The sequence below is a fragment of the Kosakonia sp. H7A genome (genome assembly GCF_003028445.1).
GTDB lineage: Bacteria > Pseudomonadota > Gammaproteobacteria > Enterobacterales > Enterobacteriaceae > Kosakonia > Kosakonia radicincitans.
Genome location: NZ_PYTZ01000001.1, coordinates 785,398 through 805,435, shown reverse-complemented (window position 1 = coordinate 805,435; position 20,038 = coordinate 785,398). Strand labels below are relative to the sequence as shown.

Genomic DNA, 20,038 nt, shown 5'->3' with positions numbered 1-20,038 from the left:
GATCAAGACGATGAAGACTGACAAACCGGTTCGTTTTTCCCAGCGTGCTGTCAGCTGGTTGATTATCAGCCTGCTGGTCTGGCAGCCGGTAGCGCCCGCGTTTGCTGCGGCCATCACGCCGACAGGCGGCGCCAGCATGGATAAAGCCGGCAACGGCGTGCCGGTGGTCAATATCGCCACGCCGAACGGGGCAGGTATCTCGCACAACCAGTTTCATGACTACAACGTCGGCAAAGAGGGGCTGATCCTCAATAACGCCACCGGGCAACTGACGCAGACGCAGCTTGGCGGGCTTATCCAGAACAACCCGAACCTGCGCGCCGGGCAGGAAGCGAAGGGCATTATCAACGAAGTGACCGGCGGCAGCCGATCGCAGCTGCAGGGGTATACCGAAGTGGCGGGCAAAGCGGCGAATGTGATGGTCGCCAACCCGTACGGCATCACCTGTAACGGCTGCGGGTTTATCAACACGCCGAACGCCACCCTGACTACCGGTAAACCGCAATTCGATGCGGCGGGCAATCTCTCCGCACTGGAAGTGACCAGAGGCACCATCACCGTGGAAGGGCAGGGGCTGAACGCCAGCGGCAGCGATGCGCTGGCGCTGATTTCCCGCGCCACCGAAGTGAACGCCGCCATTCATGCGAAGGACTTAACCGTGACCACCGGGGCCAACCGGGTGGATGCCAGCGGTAAGGCGACAGCGATTGCCGGTGAGGGTGCAGCGCCGGTGGTGGCGGTGGATACCGGCGCGCTCGGCGGCATGTATGCCAACCGTATTCATCTCGTGTCCACCGAGAAAGGCGTCGGCGTCAACCTCGGCAACCTGACGGCACGCCAGGGCGATATCACGCTTGATGCGAACGGCAAAATAGTGGTGAAAGAGAGCATCGCCAGCGGCGCGCTGACGGCGAAGGGCGACAGCGTCACCCTCAGTGGCAGCCACAAAGCGGGCGGCGATATCGCGGTTACGGCCGCGCAGGATGTGGCGCTGAATCACGCCACGCTGGCCGCCGACGGCAAACTGACGCTCAGCGGCGCGGGCAACACCACCCTTGCAGGCAGTTCACTCACCAGCGGCGGCGACATGTCACTTAGTGGGAAACAGCTCACCAGTGATGCCTCCACCCAGGCCAATGCCGCAGGGAATGCCACGCTGAAGGCGCAGACCCTCGCCGAGCAGGGAACAGTGGTTGCCGGTGGTGACATGACGTTCCAGGCTGACAGCGCCACGCTGAACGGCACGCAGGCAGCGAAAGGGACGCTCAGCGTCGGGGCGAAAACGCTGAACCACGGCGGTAAATCAGCGGCGACCCGTATTACGCTTGGCGCACCGGAAAGCCTCACCAACAGCGGTACGCTGGTGGCGGACATGCTGGATCTCAGCAGTAGCCACATCAGCAACAGCGGCCTGTTACAGGGCACGCAGGCGCTGAACCTGCACACCGGGCTGCTTGATAACCTCGCCGGCGGCACTCTCTACTCTGCGAAAGACCTGACGCTTGCCATCCCGCAACTGAACAACAGCGGTCTTGTCACCACCGATGGCGACCTGTATCTGCACGGTGACGCGCTGACCAGCGACGGCGAACTGAATGGCGTTAACCTGTTCAGCGATTACCACAGCCTGAGCAACAACGGCCGTCTGCTGGCCGACGGGCAGTTAACCCTCGCGGCAGACAGCATTCACAACAATGGGCTGGTGGCAGCCAACACCACCGGCGTGACGGCAGACACCCTCGATAACGCAGGAACCCTGCAGGGTAATGATGCCCTGACACTGCAGACACAGAACACCCGCAACAGCGGGACGCTGGCGGGCGGGAATTCACTGGATCTCAGCGGGCAGGCGCTGATCAACAGCGGCCTGCTGGCCGCGAAAAGCCTGACGCTCAACAGCAGCGACATCACCAACAGCGGTACGCTGCAGGGCTCCAGCCTGCTGACCGCCACGGGCAGCACACTGACCAACCAGCAGAATGGCCTGCTGCTGAGTAACGGCGCGGTCACGCTGAAAAACGATCGTCTCAACAACGCCGGGCAGATGCAGGGCGGCACGCTCGATCTGGCGACCGGCGAGTGGCTGAACAGTGGCACGGCGCTCGGGCAAAACGGGCTGAATGCCACGGTCAGCGGCACGCTGGATAATCAGGGCAGCGTGGTCAGCCAGCAAGCGATGGCGCTGACCGCAGACAGCAGCAACAACAGCGGTACGCTGATGGCGAAGGTGCTGGCGCTGCACGGCGATTTACGCAACAGCGGCCTGATCCAGGGAACTGACGGGCTGAACTGGCAAGGCACCACCTTTACCGGCACGGCTGACGGCCAGATGCTCAGCGGCGGCAGCCTGACATTACAGGGCACCACGCTCGACAATCAGGGACGCATGCAGGGGCGCAACCTGACCGCCACCGCAGACAGCTGGCGCAACGGCGGTACGGTGCAGGCGCAGGATTCCCTGAACGCCACGCTTGGCCATTCGCTTGATAACCAGGGGCAGATGCTGAGCCAGGGCGGGGCCGTCATCAGCGCCGCGCAACTGACCAACGACGGTACACTGGCAGCCAGCGATCTCACTGTGACCGCGCCGGACATCGCCAGTAACGGTACTCTGCAGGGTAACGACAGCCTGACGATCGCCACGCAACATTTGCTCAATGGCGGCAACGGCCAGTTAGTGAGCGGCAGCGGGCTGAACCTGAATCTTGATAGCTTCAACAATCAGGGGCTGCTGTACGTACAGGATGGCCTGACGCTGACCGGCAATACGCTGATCAACGGCGGCAGCCTGGAAAGCGGCGCGCTGGATGCCACCACCGGCAGCCTCGATAACGGCGGGACGCTGCTGGCGCATAACCATGCCACGTTACAGGCGGACCAGCTTGCCAACAGCGGTAACCTCATTGCCGACACGCTGGCGCTGACGGGCACCCGCATCACCAACAGCGGGCTGCTGCAGGGCACGCAGCAGATGCAGGCCACGGCGGACAGCATCGCTAACACGGCGGGCGGACGCTGGCTTTCCGGCGGCGCGCTGACGCTCAACGGTAATCTGAACAACGATGGAACAGTGCAGGGCGATGCGGTCACGCTGCGTGGCGACACGCTGGATAACACCGGGATCATCAATGGTCTGCACGGCCTGACCGGCATCCACAGCGGCGCGGTGACCAACAACGGTCAACTGGTCAGCGGCGGTGTGACGGATATCCACGCCGACAGCCTCTCCGGCAACGGGCGCATCAGCGGCGATACGCTGGCGCTTGACGCCTCCACGCTCAGCAATGGCGGGCTGTGGCAGGGCACGCACAGCCTGACGCTGAATGCAGACACCCTTACCACCGCCAGCGGTTCGCGCACGCTGAGCGGCGGCGATTTCACACTGAACGCCGGGCAACTGTCCACGCAGGGCACCCTACAGGGCGGGCAGGTCAGCGTGACGGCTGATGACTGGACGCTCGGCGGCACCTTGCTGAGCCAGGGCGATTTAACGGCCACTGTCGGCAACACCCTGAACCTGCCGGGCGCGCTGCAAAGCCAGGGGGCGATGACACTCGCTGCGCAGACGCTGAACAATGACGGCCAGGTGTTAAGCGCCGGGGATATCACCCTGCGCGGGCAGCAGCTCACCAATAACGGCACCGTACAGGGCAATACACTGACGGCGCACGAAGCGGGCATCACCAACAACGGTGCGCTCACCGGGCTTAACAGCCTGACGCTGGATAACCACCAGACGACCACTGCGCTGATGGCGCGGATGGCGATGGCAACGCCGCAACTGGCGCTGATCAACAGCGGTTCGCTGTTAACGCAGGGCGCGCTGGATATCACTGCCGGTTCGGTGAATAACAGCGGGATCTGGCAGGGTAACAGCATCCTGCTGGCGGCACAGTCGCTGGATAACAGCGGTGCCGTGCAGAGCGCCGGGGCGCTGAACTTCCAGCTTACCGGCGACCTGAATTCCGCCGCAGGCAGCAAAATTACCGCCATGGGCACGGCCGCGCTGCAGGCCTTATCGCTGACCAACAACGGGCAGTGGGCGGCGAAAAACCTGACGCTTAACGGCGGGACGCTGAATAACAGCGGAGCCATCAGCGGCAGCGACGGCCTGACCGCCACGCTGAGCGGGGATGTCACCCAGCAGAGCGGCGGCTCGCTTGCCAGTAACGGGGCGCTGAACCTGACGGCGGCTGCGCTCGATAACGCCGGTAAGGTGCAGGGCGATGATGTCACGCTTGCCGCTGCGACGCTGACCAACCGCAGTGGCGCACAGACGGTAAGCGCAGGCACGCTGACCCTGACCACGCCACAACTGCTTAATTATGGGCTGCTGCAGGGAGCGAGTGAAACCCGTGTCGATGCGACCGCGCAGGCGATCAACGAGGGCAAGTTGCTCTCCGGTGGGAAATTGACGCTCACCACGCCGCAGTACAGTGGCGCGGGCTGGTTACAGGCCAGCAACCTGATACTGAATGCGACGAACAACAACGGCAGCGGCACGCTGCTGGCCGGGCAGATGACGCTGATCGGCGATACCTTCACTAATCAGGGGACGACGCAGGCGGATAACCTGACGCTGAATTACCGCCAGCTCACCAACAACGGCACGCTGCTTGGCACAAACCAACTGACGCTGAATGCCGCGCAGGTGAATCAGTCCGCCAGCGGCAGGCTGTTCAGCGGCGGCGATCTGTTTGTCGGCGCGACCGGGCTGGACGCGCTGGGGCAGATGGTGGCGCTCTGCAACCTGACGCTGCAACTGGCGAATGCCTTTACCGGCAAAACCACGCTGGCAGCGGGCAAAACCCTGACTGTTTCCAGCAACGGGGCGATCGATAACCAGAGCGTGATGCAGGGCCAGGCGGTGAATCTCAGCGCGGGCGGCCAGTTGACCAACAACGGGCAAATCACCACCGGTAGCGGGGCCAGTACCTTAAGCGGCAGCAATATTGTGCTGAACGGCAACAGTGCGATTCAGGGTGGCGGCGATGTGGCGCTGGTGAGCCGGGGAGGGATTACGGCGAACGGCTTTGCCGGAACACTGGGCAGCCTGACGCTGAACGCGCCGGGCGCCATCATCAACACCGCGCTGCTGTATGCGGCGAACAACCTGACGCTGTATGCCAACAGCATCACCAACCAGCGCGGCGATATGCTGGGGGGTAACAATCTGGTGCTGCAACGCGACGCGGCGGGGAATGCCAATAGCGAGGTGATCAACACCTCCGGCAGTATCGAAACGCGAAATGGCGATATCACCATTAAGACCGGGCATCTGCTGAATCAGCGGGATGGTTTAACAGCAAATACTGTAAAAACTACGGCTCAGGTCATTCCAGGGGTCGGCGATCCTACCTTGAGCGTACATTATTCGCTGCTCCCTAAGGGAACTTATGGTTACTACACGGTTAAAGACTCTGTGGAAGGCAACAACTGTGCAGGAGCTGATGGTGGGTGTTCTGTATGGATAGAAACGACTTATCACTATGCGCCGTTCGAAGGATATGACACCCAAAAATTTGTTTTAAGTGAAACCCGGACGGATGTCAGCAGTAGTGGCGGAAGCGCTCGTATCGCGTCAGGCCGGAATGCGGTGATTTCGGCAGGTGTGCTGGACAATAAAGCCAGCGATATACTCAGCGCAAATAATTTGTTATTGCAGGGGACGAAGCTTAATAACCAGAGCTGGCAAAACAGCACCTCTGCAGACGTTCTTGTTTACAAATACGGAACGGGGAATCAGGTTACTTATGCTGAAGATGCGATTCCGGATGGCGGGTTAAAGAATAAAAACGACAGATATCAACAATATGTACAAGATATCGTTTATACCCTGATCGGGCATGAAATACAGACAACACAGGGCCAGCTTTACCGCGCTGTCATTCAGGCGGGCGGCAATGTCACTGCCAGTTTCAGCAACAATATCAGTAATACAAACACCACGGCTCATACTGGTGGTGTTACAGGAACCATCACTGCCCCGTCACTGAATACCCTGAGCAATCAGGGTATCGGCGGTAGCGTGGCGAAACAGGCGCTGGCCGCAGGGCCGGTCGCGGTGAACTCCCCGCAGTGGCAGGATCAACTGCAAAATGCGCTGCAACAGATTAACGGCGGCAGCGGGCTTGATAACGGCGCGGCATCCGGCGCGGCGCTGGCAACGCCGGGCAGCCAGCAGAAAGGCAATGCCAGTCTGGGCAATACCGGCAGCCTGGCCAGCGCTGGGGTGACCACGGCAGCGCTGAAAAACACCGGCACGACACCGCAGCAGGGCAAAACCGTCGATACCAGCGCTTACCCGCTGCCGACCGGCAATAACGGTTATTTTGTGGTCACGGATAACCCGAAAATCCCGTACCTCATCACCGTGAACCCGAAACTCGACGGCCTGGGGCAACTTGATCCGGCACTGTTCGGCGATCTGAATAAGTTACTTGGCATCACCCCGACCGCCGCGCCGCGCGAAACCAGTCCGACGTATACCAGTGAGACCCAGTTCCTCGGTTCGTCGTATATGTTAGGCCGCCTCAACCTGAACCCCGATTATGACTACCGGTTCCTCGGCGATGCGGCGTTCGACACGCGTTATGTCAGCAATGTGCTGCTGAACCAGACCGGCAGCCGCTACCTGAACGGTATGGGTTCCGATCTCGCGCAAATGCAGTATCTGATGGATAACGCCGCCAGCGCGCAGCAGTCGCTCGGGCTGCAGTTTGGCGTGGCGCTCACCGCGGAGCAAATCGCTTCCCTCGACCACAGTATTTTGTGGTGGGAGAGTGCAACGATTAACGGCGAGACGGTGATGATCCCCAAACTCTACCTGTCGCCAAAAGACGTCGCGGTGAACAACGGCAGCGTGATCGCCGGGAACAACGTCAGCCTTGACGGCGGCAGTGTCACCAACAGCGGCAGCACACTGCTGGCGCGTAACGATCTCAGCGTCAACAGCAGCGGGCAAATAACCAACAGCAACGATGCGCTGCTGAAAGCGGGCGGCAATGTTGATCTCAGCGCCATTGGCGATATCAGCAACATCAGCGCCACCATCAGCGGTAAAACCGTGGCGCTGGAGAGCGTGGAGGGCAGCATCAACAACCTGACGCTGGCCGATCAATTTGCGCTCAACACGAAGAATAAATCGGGTTCGGTCGGTATCAGGGACACCACGCTGGGCAGCATTGCCAGCATTACCGCGACGGATGGCCTGTCGCTGGTGGCTGACAAGGACATCACCTTTACCGGCGCGACGGCCTCAGCGGGTGGCGCGCTGTTGATGGACGCAGGCGGCAATATCGCCGTTAACGCCATCCAGAAAAATGAGGCTTACAGCCAGTCTGGTTTCCGCAATCGCACGGATACCAGCCGCTCCACCGTCGGTTACCAGGGCAGCAGCATTACCGCAGGTGGCAATCTGGCGATGCAGGCGGGCAACGATCTGACGCTCAGCGCCAGCAATGTCAGCGCCGGGAAATCGGCAAAGTTGTCGGCAGGCAACGATCTGAACCTCGATGCGCAGCAGACCAGCAACGCCAGCCGCAGCGGCAAAAGTGAAAACCACAGTACCGGTGTTGATCGCACCACGGTCAGTGCCGGCGACAATCTGTTGTTGACGGCAGGCCGGGACATCAATTCGCAGGCCGCCGGGCTGGCGGCAGAGCAGCAGGTCGGCATGCAGGCAGGACGCGATGTCAATCTGCTGGCGGAAGCCACCACCCAGGGCGACAGCTACAAAGCCAGCAAGAAAACGGTCATTAACGAGCAGGTCCGCCAGCAGGGCACCGAGATTGCCAGCGGCACCGACACCACGATTATCGCCGGGCGCGATATGAATGCCGAAGCGGCGCAGGTGACGGCGAAAGGCGATATCGGCGTACTGGCCGGGCGCGATGTGAACCTGACGACCGCCACTGAGAGCGATTATCACTACAAGGAAGAGACCAAAACCAAAAAAGGTTTCCTGAAAAAAACCACCACCCACACCATCTCCGAGCAGAGTGCCACGCGTGAATCCGGCACCCTGCTGAGCGGCGATAACGTGACGGTGAAATCCGGTAATGACCTGCTGGTGAAAGGCTCCTCCGTGGTGGGCGATGGCGATGTGACGCTCAGTGCGGCGCATAACGTGGACATCACAGCCGCCACCAACACCGACTCGAACTGGCAGTTTAAAGAGAAGAAAAAGAGCGGCCTGATGGGGTCCGGCGGCATCGGTTTTACCATTGGCAGCAGTAAAACCAAACAGGATTTGAAAGAGAAAGGCACCACCCAGAGCCAGAGCATGAGCACTGTCGGCAGCAATGGCGGGGATGTGACGATTTCGGCAGGCGACGCGTTGCATATTGGCGGTTCTGACGTGATCGCCAAAAAAGATCTCTCCCTGAGCGGCGACAGTGTGGTGGTCGATCCGGGTCATGACAAACGCACCACCGACCAGACCTTCGAACAGAAAAGCAGCGGTCTGACGATTGCGTTGTCCGGCGCGGTGGGTGGGGCTATCAACAATGCTGTAAACTCCGCACAGGACGCGAAGCACGAAAGTGACGGCCGGTTAGCGGCGTTGCAGGCCACCAAATCCGTTCTCTCCGGTGTGCAGGCCGGGCAGGCTGTTGCTCTTGATGCTGCTAATAGCGGAAATACCGATAACCCTAGCACCAACGCTATTGGTATCAGTGCATCACTCACCACGCAAAAATCGAAGTCGGAGCAGCATGCCCGGAGTGATGCCGTCTCGGGCAGCACTCTGAGCGCAGGTAACAATCTCTCCATTACTGCCAACGGCAAAAATAACGGCCCGAACAGCGGCGATATCGTGATTGCCGGAAGCCAACTGAAATCAGGCGGCGACGTGCTGCTGGATGCGAAGAATGACATCCTGCTGGCAGGTGCAGCCAATACGCAGCAGACTACCGGCAAGAACAGCAGCAGTGGCGGTGGTGTCGGTGTAGGCATCGGTGTCGGCAGCGGTGGCTGGGGAATCAGCGTTTTCGCCAGCGTCAATGCGGCGAACGGCAAGGACAAAGGCAACGGTACCGACTGGACTGAAACCACGATAGACAGCGGCAAAACTGTCACTATCAAAAGCGGTAATGACACCGTACTCGATGGCGCACTGGTTAACGGCAATAAAATTGTTGCTGACGTGGGTCATGATCTGCTGATGCGCAGTCAGCAGGACAGTAACGACTACGACAGTAAACAGACCAGCGTGGCCGCAGGAGGCAGTTTCACCTTCGGTTCCATGTCCGGCTCGGCTTATGTAAATGTCAGCCAGGACAAGATGAAGAGCCGTTTCGATTCGGTAGCGGAACAGACCGGGCTTTATGCCGGAGATGGTGGCTTCGATATCACGGTGGGCAATCATACCCAGCTTGATGGCGCAGTGATTGCGTCCACCGCCACGACGGATAAAAACAGTCTGGACACCGGGACGCTCGGCTTCAGCGATATCCACAATGAAGCGGATTTTAAAACCCAGCATGCGGGTGGCTCGTTTAATACCGGAGGCAACATTGCCGGGCAGTTTGCCAGCAATGCGGCGAACACCCTGCTTGCAGGAGGCGGCAATAAAGGCCATGAAGAGGGCACGACCCAGGCCGCTATCGCGAACGGTACCCTCACTCTCCGCGACAAGGACAACCAGAAACAGGATGTCGCCGACCTCAGTCGCGATACGGAACACGCCAACGGCAGCATCAGCCAAATCTTCGACAAGGAGAAAGAGCAGAAACGGCTGCAGGAAATTCAGTTGATCGGCGAAGTGGGTTTACAGGCTGCCGATGTGGCAAGAACTCAGGGTGATTTGGCCGGACGTAAAGCCGCGAAAGATCCGGCAGCGCTGGAAGAAGCGAGTCAGCAACTGGCTGCGGAAGGAAAGCCTGTCACTGACGACTCTGTGGCAGAACGCGCGTATAACAACGCCTCGTCATTCTACGGCACGGGCGGTGTGGTTCAACGCGGAATTCAGGCGGCAACCGGCGCACTGACAGCGCTGGCAGGTGGCGGTAATCTGGCTGGCGCACTGGCCGGGGCATCAGCTCCGGAGCTGGCGCATATCATCGGGCATAATCTGGGTATTAATGATAATACTGAGGCAAAAGCGATTGCTCACGCGATCCTCGGCGGAGTAGCCGCTACGCTCCAGGGAAAAAATGCAGCAGCAGGTGCAGCCGGGGGAGCAACGGGTGAACTGGCTGCACAGATCATCAAAGATCAACTGTTCCCCGGTAAGAGCAACAGAGATCTGAGTGAAAGCGATAAACAGCTGATCAGCAACCTCTCCACGCTGGCGTCTGGGCTGGCTGGTAACCTGGCGAGCGGTAATTCGGCTGGTACTACTACAGCTGCTCAGGCCGGGAAGAATGCGGCAGAAAACAACGAGCTGAGTGATGAGGAACGGCCTGTTCCGTATGGTGTCACTCCGGGCGATGTGGCGATAGCAAAAGCGAAAGAAGATGCTGCATCGGGGTTAACGAAGAAGCTGAATGAACTGGGTCAGGCCATCGATAAAGCCACCCAGTGCACATTTGGTCGTGCGTGTTCGTCGGATGATCCAGATGAGGAATCGAAACCAAATGTCGCAGGGAATCTGACGGATGAGGAAAAAGCAGCGCTGGGCGGTGCAGGTTCAGGAACGCCGGGAGGTCATGGGCCGGAAGATGAGGAGAATGGGCGTAGCAATGATGCTCAGACCAGTGGAAAAGATAAAGATACTCAAATTTGGACGGAAACCAAAAAGGACGATCCTGTCTCAAACGCTTATGGGCATTGGGATAAACATAAAGCAGAGTTCCCGGAGTTACAAAACGCAAAGCAATATGTCGATGCAACTCATGACTTTGTGAATAATCCACCGGAAGGAACTTTGTCGAAAGTACGGCCAAACGGTGATACGGTATTCTATAATCCTAAAACGAATACTTTTGCTGTAAAAACGGCGGATGGAGTGCCAAAAACTATGTTTAGGCCAGATCCTGCCGAACATGGATTTAAAACAAATATGGATTACTTCAATGCACAATAGTAATGAACTGAATGTATGTAGGGTGTGTGGTGCTAAACAACTAGAACCTCCTTGGGGAAACGATGGCTTAACTCCTAGCTATGAAATATGTGATTGTTGCGGTGTTGAATTTGGTTATGAAGATATGAATCTTAACGCCTTAAAAAAATATCGAGAGAAATGGATTGAAAACGGTGCTATCTGGTTCAGAGAAAAGGAAAAACCAACAGGATGGTCTTTAGATGAACAATTAAAGAACATCCCTGCCCAATATCGTTAGATATAAAAATAAAAACCCCGGCCATTGAGCCGAGATTATTTTTTATCAGTCAGTTACCGGCGTGGAACCACGATGGGCGGTAGCAAGACATCACGCTGGCGGCGGCCAGGGATATCTCTCTTGGCGGCGCGGCCAGCACGCAACAAACCACCGGCAGCAACTCCAGCAAAGGCGGTTCGATTGGTGTCGGGATTGTCGCCGGGAAAAACGGTGCCGGGTTTATGGTGTCGGCCAGCGGAAACGCCTCGAAGGGGAACGAGAAAGGCAACGGTACCTCGTGGAATGAGACCACGCTGGATGCCGGGCAGAATGTTGATCTGACCAGCGGCCGCGACACCCTGTTGCAGGGTGCGCAGGTGAACGGCGATAAGGTGACGGCGGATGTCGGGCGCGACCTGACACTGAGCAGCCAGCAGGACAGCAATAACTACAACAGTAAACAGCAGAGCATCAGCGCCGGGCTGAGTTACACCTTTGGCGGCGGCGGCCCGGGCGGCAGTTTCAGCTACAGCCGCGACAAAATGAACAGCAATTATGACTCGGTGCAGGAGCAGACCGGGATTTACGCGGGCAAAGGTGGCTTCGATATTACCGTCGGTAATCATACGCAGCTTGATGGCGCGGTGATTGCCAGCCAGGCGGATGCGGATAAAAACAAGCTGGATACCGGAACGCTGGGCTTCTCCGATATCAACAACAAAGCCGACTACAAAACGGAACATCAGGGTGCCGGGTTCAGCACCGGCGGCAGCGTGCCGGGTAATGTTCTCGGGAATATGGCGAATGCCCTGCTGGCCGGTGCGGGCGGCAAGGGGCACGCGGAGGGCACCACGCAGTCGGCGGTGGCTGACGGCGCGATTGTGATCCGCGATCAGGCCGGCCAGCAGCAGGATGTGAACACGCTGAGCCGCGACACTGCGCACGCCAACGGTAGTATCGATCAGATTTTCGACAAGGAGAAAGAGCAGCGGCGCCTGCAAACCGCGCAGATGATTAGCGAGATTGGCACGCAGGTGGCGGATATTGCCCGTACGGAAGGTGATATAGCTAAAGCGAAAGCTGTGAGCGATCCGGCGGCACTGGCGGCGGCAAAAGAAACGCTGATCGGCAAGGGCAATCTCAATCCTACGCCAGAGGAAATTAGCGATCAGGCTGGCCGGACAGCAGAAGCAAACTTTGGTTCGGGAAGCACACTCCAGCGTGCCATCACCGCAGCCACCGCCGCTATACAGGCGGTGGCGAGCGGCGATATCAAATCTGCACTGGCCGGGGCTGCCGCGCCGTATATTGCAAACGAAATTGCCGCGCAAATCCCGGAAACCGATCCAGCCGGTCGGGTTCTGGCGCACGCGGTGGTCAACGCCGCGCTGGCTGCAGCCAGCGGAAAAGATGCAGCCAGTGCGGCAGCAGGGGCGGCTACGGGGGAACTGACCGGGATCATTGCCCTCGACGCCTGGGGCATAAAAGATACCAGTCAACTGAGCGAAGAGCAGAAACAAACCGTTTCGGCACTGGCGACGTTAGCGTCCGGGCTGGCGGGTGCGCTGGCGGGAGACAGTGGTGCAAATGCCATTGCAGCGGCGCAAGCCGGGAAAACGACGGTTGAAAACAACGCGATGAGTGATGAGGAACGGCCTGTTCCGTATGGCGTCACTCCAGGCGATGTGGCGATAGCAAAAGCGAAAGAAGACGCAGCATCGGGGTTAACGAAGAAACTGAATGAACTGGGTCAGGCCATCGATAAAGCCACGCAGTGCACATTTGGGCGTGCGTGTTCGTCGGATGACCAGGAGCAGGAATCGAAGCCAAATGTCGCAGGAAGCATGACGGACAAAGAAAAGGCGGAAATTGGTGGTGTAGGTTCTGGAACTCCTGGCGGTTGGGGGCCAGAGGACGAAGAGAATGCACGTAATACTGAGGCCCAGCTCAGTGGGAAAGACAAAGATACTCAAATATGGACGGAAACTAAAAAGGACGACCCTGTTTCAAACGCTTATGGTCACTGGGATAAGCACAAGACAGAATTTCCAGAGTTTCAAAACTCCAAACAGTATGTTGATGCTACTCACGACTTCGTGACAAATCCACCGGAAGGAACATTGACCAAAACGCGTCCGAATGGTGATACGCTGTATTACAACCCTCAAACAAACACTTTTGCGTCCAAAGACGTTAATGGTGTACCGAGGACCATGTTCAGGCCTGGAAAGGGAATGGAGTATTGGAACAAGCAATGACAAAAAATGAACTTTATCCTTGCCCATGCTGCGGCAATATGACGATAAGTGAGCTTGGGAATTATGAGATTTGTCCTGTTTGTGATTGGGAAGACGATCCAGTTCAGTCGTCAGATCCGGACTTCTCAGGTGGAGCAAACACTTTAAGTCTCCTCGAAGCTCGAAAGGAGTTTTTACTCAAATCTAAATAAAGTATAAATCCCGCCCTTACCCGGCGGGATTTTTTTGGTGCTGTCTGAGTAAAGCGTATTTTACAACTGGCGTTTTTTTTGCCTGCGGGCATTACCTACGGACTTATTGCCATCATCAGTCCGACCACGCCTCACCTCATTTCTTTGCAAACTGAGGGACAGGGTATGTTTTGTAGCACCGCCACGTTGTGGCCGTCCTCCAAAACGCCAGTCATCAACAGGTCAGGGCACAGCCCCGATACCCCGGTGGAGTTAGTGCAACAGAATGCAATTTAGTGCAACCCGGAGCCAGGCTAATCTTCATTAGTGCAACTCTGTGCAATTTAACGCAACTTAATGAAATCGAGCTTTTACTCTGTTTAATTCAGGGAGGCACGTTACCGACTGTCGAAGCTGGTAAACTGATATCAGATCTCGTTAGCGCGATTGCTGGTGGTGTTGGTGTTGCGAAAACGGGTGGGATGCTGACTGAAAAAATTATTGCAAAAGTCACCTCTAAAGCAGAGGTAATTTTCCCGGACACACCGTCGTTGACATGGACAGAAGGCGAAGGTGCATATTCAGGAATATCGGGCAAAGGTATTACAAATGTTGAATTTCCAAACGGGCAGTATGACGGAAATTCGTTTCCTTATGCGGTCAGTAAAGATAATGGTGTCACAACTGTCACTTACCCTGATGGGATCAGCTTCAGGATCGATATGCCGGAGCACGTGGCAACTGTTGATAAGTTCACACAGAAATATGGGATTTCAGGTGGTCATAATGCAAACGCATTTTATGATGCGGTTAAGGAATACAATGTGAAAATTGTCAGAGAGACGCCTACTGGCGTAAAAGGTATTACTGAAGTTGAGTATTTAATACCGACGAAAGATCGGGCTGGAAATCTTACAGGAAATTATGAACCAACCACTGAAACAAAGACTATCTACGATCCTAATATATTCTCCGATCAGAAAATATTAGAGCTTGGCCAACAGGCGGCAACTAAAGGTTATAAAGATGCGATGGCTAGTAAAAATGGTCAAGCTAACGTATCGGTTGATGGAGTTAACTTCAGAATATACGTGGATAAAACCACTGGAACTGTACGAAACTTTCATCCTAACTGAGGTGAATGATGATAAAAGAATTATTTAATCAACAGGATGTAGATGACGGACTTAATTTAGTCGTTGTATCTTATTTTGACAGAATGTATGAAGATGGTAAGTTTTTGGAAGTTTTAGAGTTCTTATCAAAAAAAAGGACGTTAAATGTTGATGGTGCTTACTGTAATTTTCCTGACATGGACAGTTATGACGAAGGTGAGCATTTTGAAGGAGTTGAATTTGCAGTCGGTTATCCACCATCTGAAGCCGATACAGTGATTGTCAGTGAAAAAACCTGTTATCACTATGTTCGGTTAGCCTGTGAAAAATACCTTAAGCTACATCCTGAAGATATGGAAAAAGTTAACGAGTTACTGGCTAAAATCCCATTATAAACAGCAAATCCCAGCCCTTACTGGCTGGGATTTTAGACTTATGAGGTAGTTATAGGGTCTTTTTCGGTAGGCTTAAAACCTGAAGGTAAAGATAGTGGCGTGAGAAATTTGGATGTCGGCCTTAATCGGCAGGCCTCTAATCTCATGGAGGCGTTATTTGATGAGGCTTTACAGGAGGCGTATCTCGCCATCCACGAAAAAATCATGGAAACGTTGCTACTGGATCAAATCAATTTCGATGAGCACTCACCCACCGATTTTAATATAGCAATCCATGCCATTCGTAATTGTCTGGCTCGCAGAAAAGCGCCTAAAGATTGGCAGAAGTGGCAGAAAGAAGTTTGGGAACACAATCTTGAACCCTCAGTCAGGCAAGATTTCCGTTATCAAGGATGAGCCACGCTGTGGAATCAGCTACAACATCCCGTATCGGTGCTACGCCTGTTACAGGCATATATGACCGATGCCTGCGTATGTTAAAAAATGGAATGCGGAGTTCTGATTGTACGGGCGCTGGATATTATTTGCCCCACTCCTTTTTAAGAAAGAAATAATTAAATAGCTTTCTCTCCCGCCAATACCCCAACGGCCACATCACACAACCACTTTGGCGCATTGATGCCATCAGCGTGTCGATACCAGCAGCAGAATGTCGGCGCACTGAGTCGCGACACAGTTAGAGATTCAGACCCAGGCCGTTGCGTTGGGTACCCAGGCGATGGATGCCTGGCGGCAGAGCCAGCTGGACGAGGGTAAAAAGAAAATCCGCGCGGATATGGAGGCGAACGGTGAACTGGATGGCCTGACGGAACAGCAGATTGATGACAAAATCGCGGGTTCTGCACAGTATAAAGAGGTCGATAAGGAATACGGTGTCGGCAGTGATTTCTGGCGTAACGGCACTGCGCTGACGGGGCTACTGGCGGGGGCGCTGGGTGGAAATGTCACTGGCGGGATGGCGGCAGGCGCAGCACCGTATGTGGCAGGGCTGATAAAAAGCGTCACCGATGGTCATGAAAGCGCGCGCATTGCACTGCATACCCTGGCGTCAGCGGTACTGGTGCAGTTACAGGGCGGCAATGCTGCTGCCGGAGCGGCCGGTGGTTTTATTGCGGCGTCGAGTTCAGAAGCGCTGTCGCTGGCGTTTTACAACAAAGAGCCGGATAAGCTATCACCGGATGAAAAAACGGTGATAGTGAACCTTGTGGCTGCGCTGGGTGCGGCAGGCGGTAGCGTGGCTGCCGGGAACAGCAGCGGCATCGGCGGCGGAGCAAATGCGGCACGGGTGGAGGTTGAGAACAATACTTTTCTGATAAGCCTCCATCCTGATGCCTATCAGAATGAATTTAAGAAAACTGGCGACCCACTTTACCGACTGACTGACAAATATGAACAGGAAGTACGGGAACATGCTGAAGCTGGTGATCCCGTAGCAATACAGGAATTACATAATCTCGAAGAGGCGAAAGAAAACGCTAAAACAGCTATTGCTCTTTATGGCGTCTTTGCTGGAGGTTCCACCGCGCTTGCTGCTACTCCCGAGCTGATTGCCCTTGTCAGGGCGACTGCCAGTAGTTGCGCGGGAAACCCGGTGCTCTGTGCTAATGAAGTTAGTATATGGATAGCAGAAATGGCTGTCGGGGATGCGCTTCCGGCAGGTCTGACAGCCGCGATGGTCAGTAAGATGTCGGTAGCTGAACTGTCAGAGCTGAAGGCGTTGATGGCTGTTGATAAGCAGTCAGGCAACAGATTGACAGCTGAGTCGCTTGAAAGTTTTGTAGGTAATACGGCGAAGAATAGCCAGTTGCCAACGTCAACTGTTGAGCAGACGATAGCTAATTCTGTAGTTGATCCGAAAAAATTTGATTATCTTTTTGGTAAGGCAACGGGCAGTGATCATACGTTAGATCGTACAAACCAACTTGCCCTGGAAATGAAGCGATTAGGTGTTACTGATGACATTAATGGTTATGCACTTTTGGCTGAACATTTTACTCAGGCGACTAAAAATCCAAATAACATTGTGAAAAAATATACGGATCAATACGGTAGTTTTGAGGTCAGACAGTCTTTCTTCATTGACCCTTCAGGAAAAGCTACAATGTTTGAAAGTACTTTCGAAGTCACGAAAGATGGTGCTTATCGATTTATTACGACTATACCGAAAAATGGAGTAACTAAGTGATGTTCATAGAAAATAAGCCTGATGAAATTGAGTTGCTCTCTTTTTTTGAAAGTGAACCTGTTTCGTTTAAACGAGAAAATGTTAGTTTTTTATATACTGCAAAAAACCAATATGGTCTTAGCGTTTATTTTTCTTTTAGTATTGTTGAAGGTTGGATCCAATACTCAATTAAACTACATGATAACGAAATATCACATGCTTGTATCGATGGTGTTAACTCATTTAGCATAAGGAATGATAAGCTTGGTGATTATATTTATATTGAGGTTGCTACAGAGAATTTAATCAATAAAGTTGAAATACGTATAAAGCCGGATATAAAAATTAGCTCTGTTGTCAGATAACGCGAATTCCGAATGTTGGACTACTGTTATGTTTGCTTCAGCCACTCCAGAGTAGAGTGTTAGAAATTATGTGCCATCACCGTAATATGTAACAAAAAAGGAATGGCGCATGTTCCAGCCCTTTGATTTCGACAAAACTCTTAAAGTACTCAACCGTTCAGACATTAACGCGGTAAAGATTGCATCTTAACCGCGTTAATCAAACAATTAACTGAAGATACTCTGTCAGCATGGCTTGACTTCCATCTGGGTCTGGATGTAGAGGCAATCGTAAAAATGTAATCTGCAACCCGTGTCAACCGGGCTGCCGGGAACGTCACTGGCCAGCCTGTCCGACAGCGCCAGCAGTGGCATCGGCGGCGGAGCAAATGCGGCACGGGTTGAGGTTGAGAATAATTCGCTACGGGCGGTTGTTATTGCCGGGAAGCTGGCGATTCAGGCTTGCGCGAAAACGCCGGCTTGTAGCACCGCTCTGGAAGAAGAGGGATTGGGTGCATTACTGGGAATTGGTGCAGCCAAAACCGTAATGGATAACTTGTCTTCTTCTGAGCAGATGTATGTTTTTTCTGTAGCCATGAATGGCGGCCGTGCGGATTTGGTCGAAAATCTGACGCCGGAACAACGTGCAGCCTATGATTACATTGTTGAGCAGGATAAAAAGGGACCATTCCACTTATTGCCTGCCCAACAGAGTCTTTATGATGGCACTCACGGGCCGGGGCATACGGAACTGACAATAGCTGATCAGGATCCAACAGGTGGCAAACTGGTTAATCCTGACCGGAGTGGTGAACAGGGAGCAACGCATACTGGTGCTGATCAACCCGTAGAGCAGGGGGCTACGAACACAGGAAATCTTGATGGCGCACCCGATACAGGGGGTAATACTGTAACGCCAGTTCCTGACGGGCCAGATAAAGATGATTTAGCTTATCTGGCTAAAGGAGATAGACCTGCTAACTTGTCACCGGAAGGCTCTGCAAGATCCGGTGCATTCAATGAAGCAAAAAGGCAATCAGGGATTCCTGTTAGCCAAAGTCCGAGTAGTGTATCACCAAATGTAGATAAACGTGGTAATGCTCAACTAGGGTATATATATGAATTTGAATTACCAAAACCTGGTGGCGGTACTCAAAAAGTGTATATTCGAGATGATGCTGGTGGCCATTTCTATAAGGATGATCCTGGCCAAAATCGTGGCCCGCATTTTAATGATGAGCAAGATAACCATTATGACTATTAATTATGTAAAACGGCATGCCGAAAAATTGGATGCCAAAAATGACATTACTCATTTTAACTCATCTCTTTGGTCTCTAGAGGGGATCGCCGCGGTAAGTTGGGAATTACCTGGCTTTTCGCGTAGAGAGTATTGTGAGCAGCTACTAAAGGATATTTTCGATACTATTACCGATCACACAAGTGAAAACATATATGTAATGCTGCAATTAGTCCCAGAGCAACCTGATTCAGTGATGGTCAATTATAAGAAAACATGGGGGCTGGTTGCTAATTCAGGAGTGAATGTTGAGAGTATTTATAATAAAAAATCTTTTATTGATAAAGGTTGTAAAGGGCTGGTGTTAACTGGATTAGGAAGTATTCCTACTACTGTAAGTAATGAGGTGCAAAAATTAATAAATATCGAAGAGAAATTGTTTTTTTCAAATATTTCACCGAACATACATATTGAGAACAATTCTCAGCATGATCGCCTTACACAATGGATTCATAATATTTTGTATAGTAATGGGGTGGTTTTTTTCCCTTTGGGGCAATTTGACGAGAAGTGTGCAGAGATTGTTGCCATTGGCAGCAAATCGGTGTTGGGGAAAATTTGGTAATCGGCAGAATTCTTAATGTAATGATAGTAAAAGGGGATGCATATATTCCTGTTGATAAAATAGAAATATGGCCACGAGGTGGTGCTGCAGGAGATTTGGATGCACTGACATCCCGCTTAGATGTATTAAAAGCTGAGAGGAGGGAGAATCAGAGTGCTTTCGCTAAATCTGGTAAGAGCGATGAACTAGAGAAAATTGAAAAGGATATTTATAGGATCAATAGATCCAGACAAATGGGACAGGATCTGGAAACGATCGGTATAGACAACAAAAGTGGTTTAAATAATAGTATTATTATTGATAAGTTGTTAAGTTCAGCTAAAGAAGTTAACGCTGCAAATACGAAAAGCTCTATCGTTCTTGCAGGAACAAATGGTTCTGTGCGAATTAACGCAACATGGAAAGTATTGCCTGATGGAACAAAGCGGTTAGCGACCGTCACTACGGGTATTTTTTAAAAGGT

General features: G+C 53.8%; 12 protein-coding genes. All 12 read left to right on the top strand.

The features are described 5' to 3' along the window. The first annotated feature begins 10 nt into the window (after positions 1-10). Positions 11-11,026, top strand: coding sequence for a hemagglutinin repeat-containing protein (locus tag CWM66_RS03760; protein WP_107146251.1), 11,016 nt, complete (start codon positions 11-13; stop codon positions 11,024-11,026). After that, positions 11,016-11,285, top strand: a complete 270-nt coding sequence (locus tag CWM66_RS03755; protein WP_071920588.1) for a hypothetical protein — start codon at positions 11,016-11,018, stop codon at positions 11,283-11,285. The genes CWM66_RS03760 and CWM66_RS03755 overlap by 11 nt, the downstream gene beginning before the upstream one ends. Before the next feature lie 89 nt (positions 11,286-11,374). Further along, a complete protein-coding gene (locus CWM66_RS03750) occupies positions 11,375-13,522 on the top strand; it encodes a hemagglutinin repeat-containing protein (RefSeq protein ID WP_369878867.1) in 2,148 nt (715 codons plus the stop codon). Continuing rightward, positions 13,519-13,713 (top strand): CPCC family cysteine-rich protein, encoded by a 195-nt coding sequence (locus CWM66_RS03745; RefSeq protein ID WP_071920592.1) that lies wholly within the window; start codon positions 13,519-13,521, stop codon positions 13,711-13,713. The genes CWM66_RS03750 and CWM66_RS03745 overlap by 4 nt, the downstream gene beginning before the upstream one ends. A 275-nt stretch (positions 13,714-13,988) precedes the next feature. Further along, positions 13,989-14,828, top strand: a complete 840-nt coding sequence (locus CWM66_RS03740) for a CdiA family toxin C-terminal domain-containing protein (RefSeq protein ID WP_083565985.1) — start codon at positions 13,989-13,991, stop codon at positions 14,826-14,828. A gap of 5 nt (positions 14,829-14,833) precedes the next feature. Then, a complete protein-coding gene (cdiI, locus tag CWM66_RS03735) occupies positions 14,834-15,202 on the top strand; it encodes a ribonuclease toxin immunity protein CdiI (protein ID WP_335608938.1) in 369 nt (122 codons plus the stop codon). 99 nt (positions 15,203-15,301) lie between these two features. After that, positions 15,302-15,598 (top strand): hypothetical protein, encoded by a 297-nt coding sequence (locus CWM66_RS03730; protein ID WP_139201264.1) that lies wholly within the window; start codon positions 15,302-15,304, stop codon positions 15,596-15,598. Between the two features lie 307 nt (positions 15,599-15,905). Beyond that, complete coding sequence (locus CWM66_RS03725; protein WP_146159919.1) at positions 15,906-17,387, top strand: VENN motif pre-toxin domain-containing protein; 1,482 nt, start codon at positions 15,906-15,908, stop codon at positions 17,385-17,387. Then, positions 17,387-17,731, top strand: coding sequence for a hypothetical protein (locus tag CWM66_RS03720; RefSeq protein ID WP_035886251.1), 345 nt, complete (start codon positions 17,387-17,389; stop codon positions 17,729-17,731). Before CWM66_RS03725 ends, CWM66_RS03720 begins: the two co-directional genes overlap by 1 nt. A gap of 292 nt (positions 17,732-18,023) precedes the next feature. Next, positions 18,024-18,974, top strand: a complete 951-nt coding sequence (locus CWM66_RS03715) for an HNH/endonuclease VII fold putative polymorphic toxin (protein WP_071920594.1) — start codon at positions 18,024-18,026, stop codon at positions 18,972-18,974. After that, the gene (locus CWM66_RS03710) at positions 18,964-19,575 is read left to right on the top strand and encodes a hypothetical protein (protein ID WP_143091390.1); all 612 of its coding nucleotides are present in this window, start codon (positions 18,964-18,966) and stop codon (positions 19,573-19,575) included. The genes CWM66_RS03715 and CWM66_RS03710 overlap by 11 nt, the downstream gene beginning before the upstream one ends. Positions 19,576-19,595: 20 nt before the next feature. Further along, the gene (locus tag CWM66_RS03705) at positions 19,596-20,033 is read left to right on the top strand and encodes a hypothetical protein (protein WP_035886248.1); all 438 of its coding nucleotides are present in this window, start codon (positions 19,596-19,598) and stop codon (positions 20,031-20,033) included. The last annotated feature ends 5 nt before the right edge of the window (positions 20,034-20,038 follow it).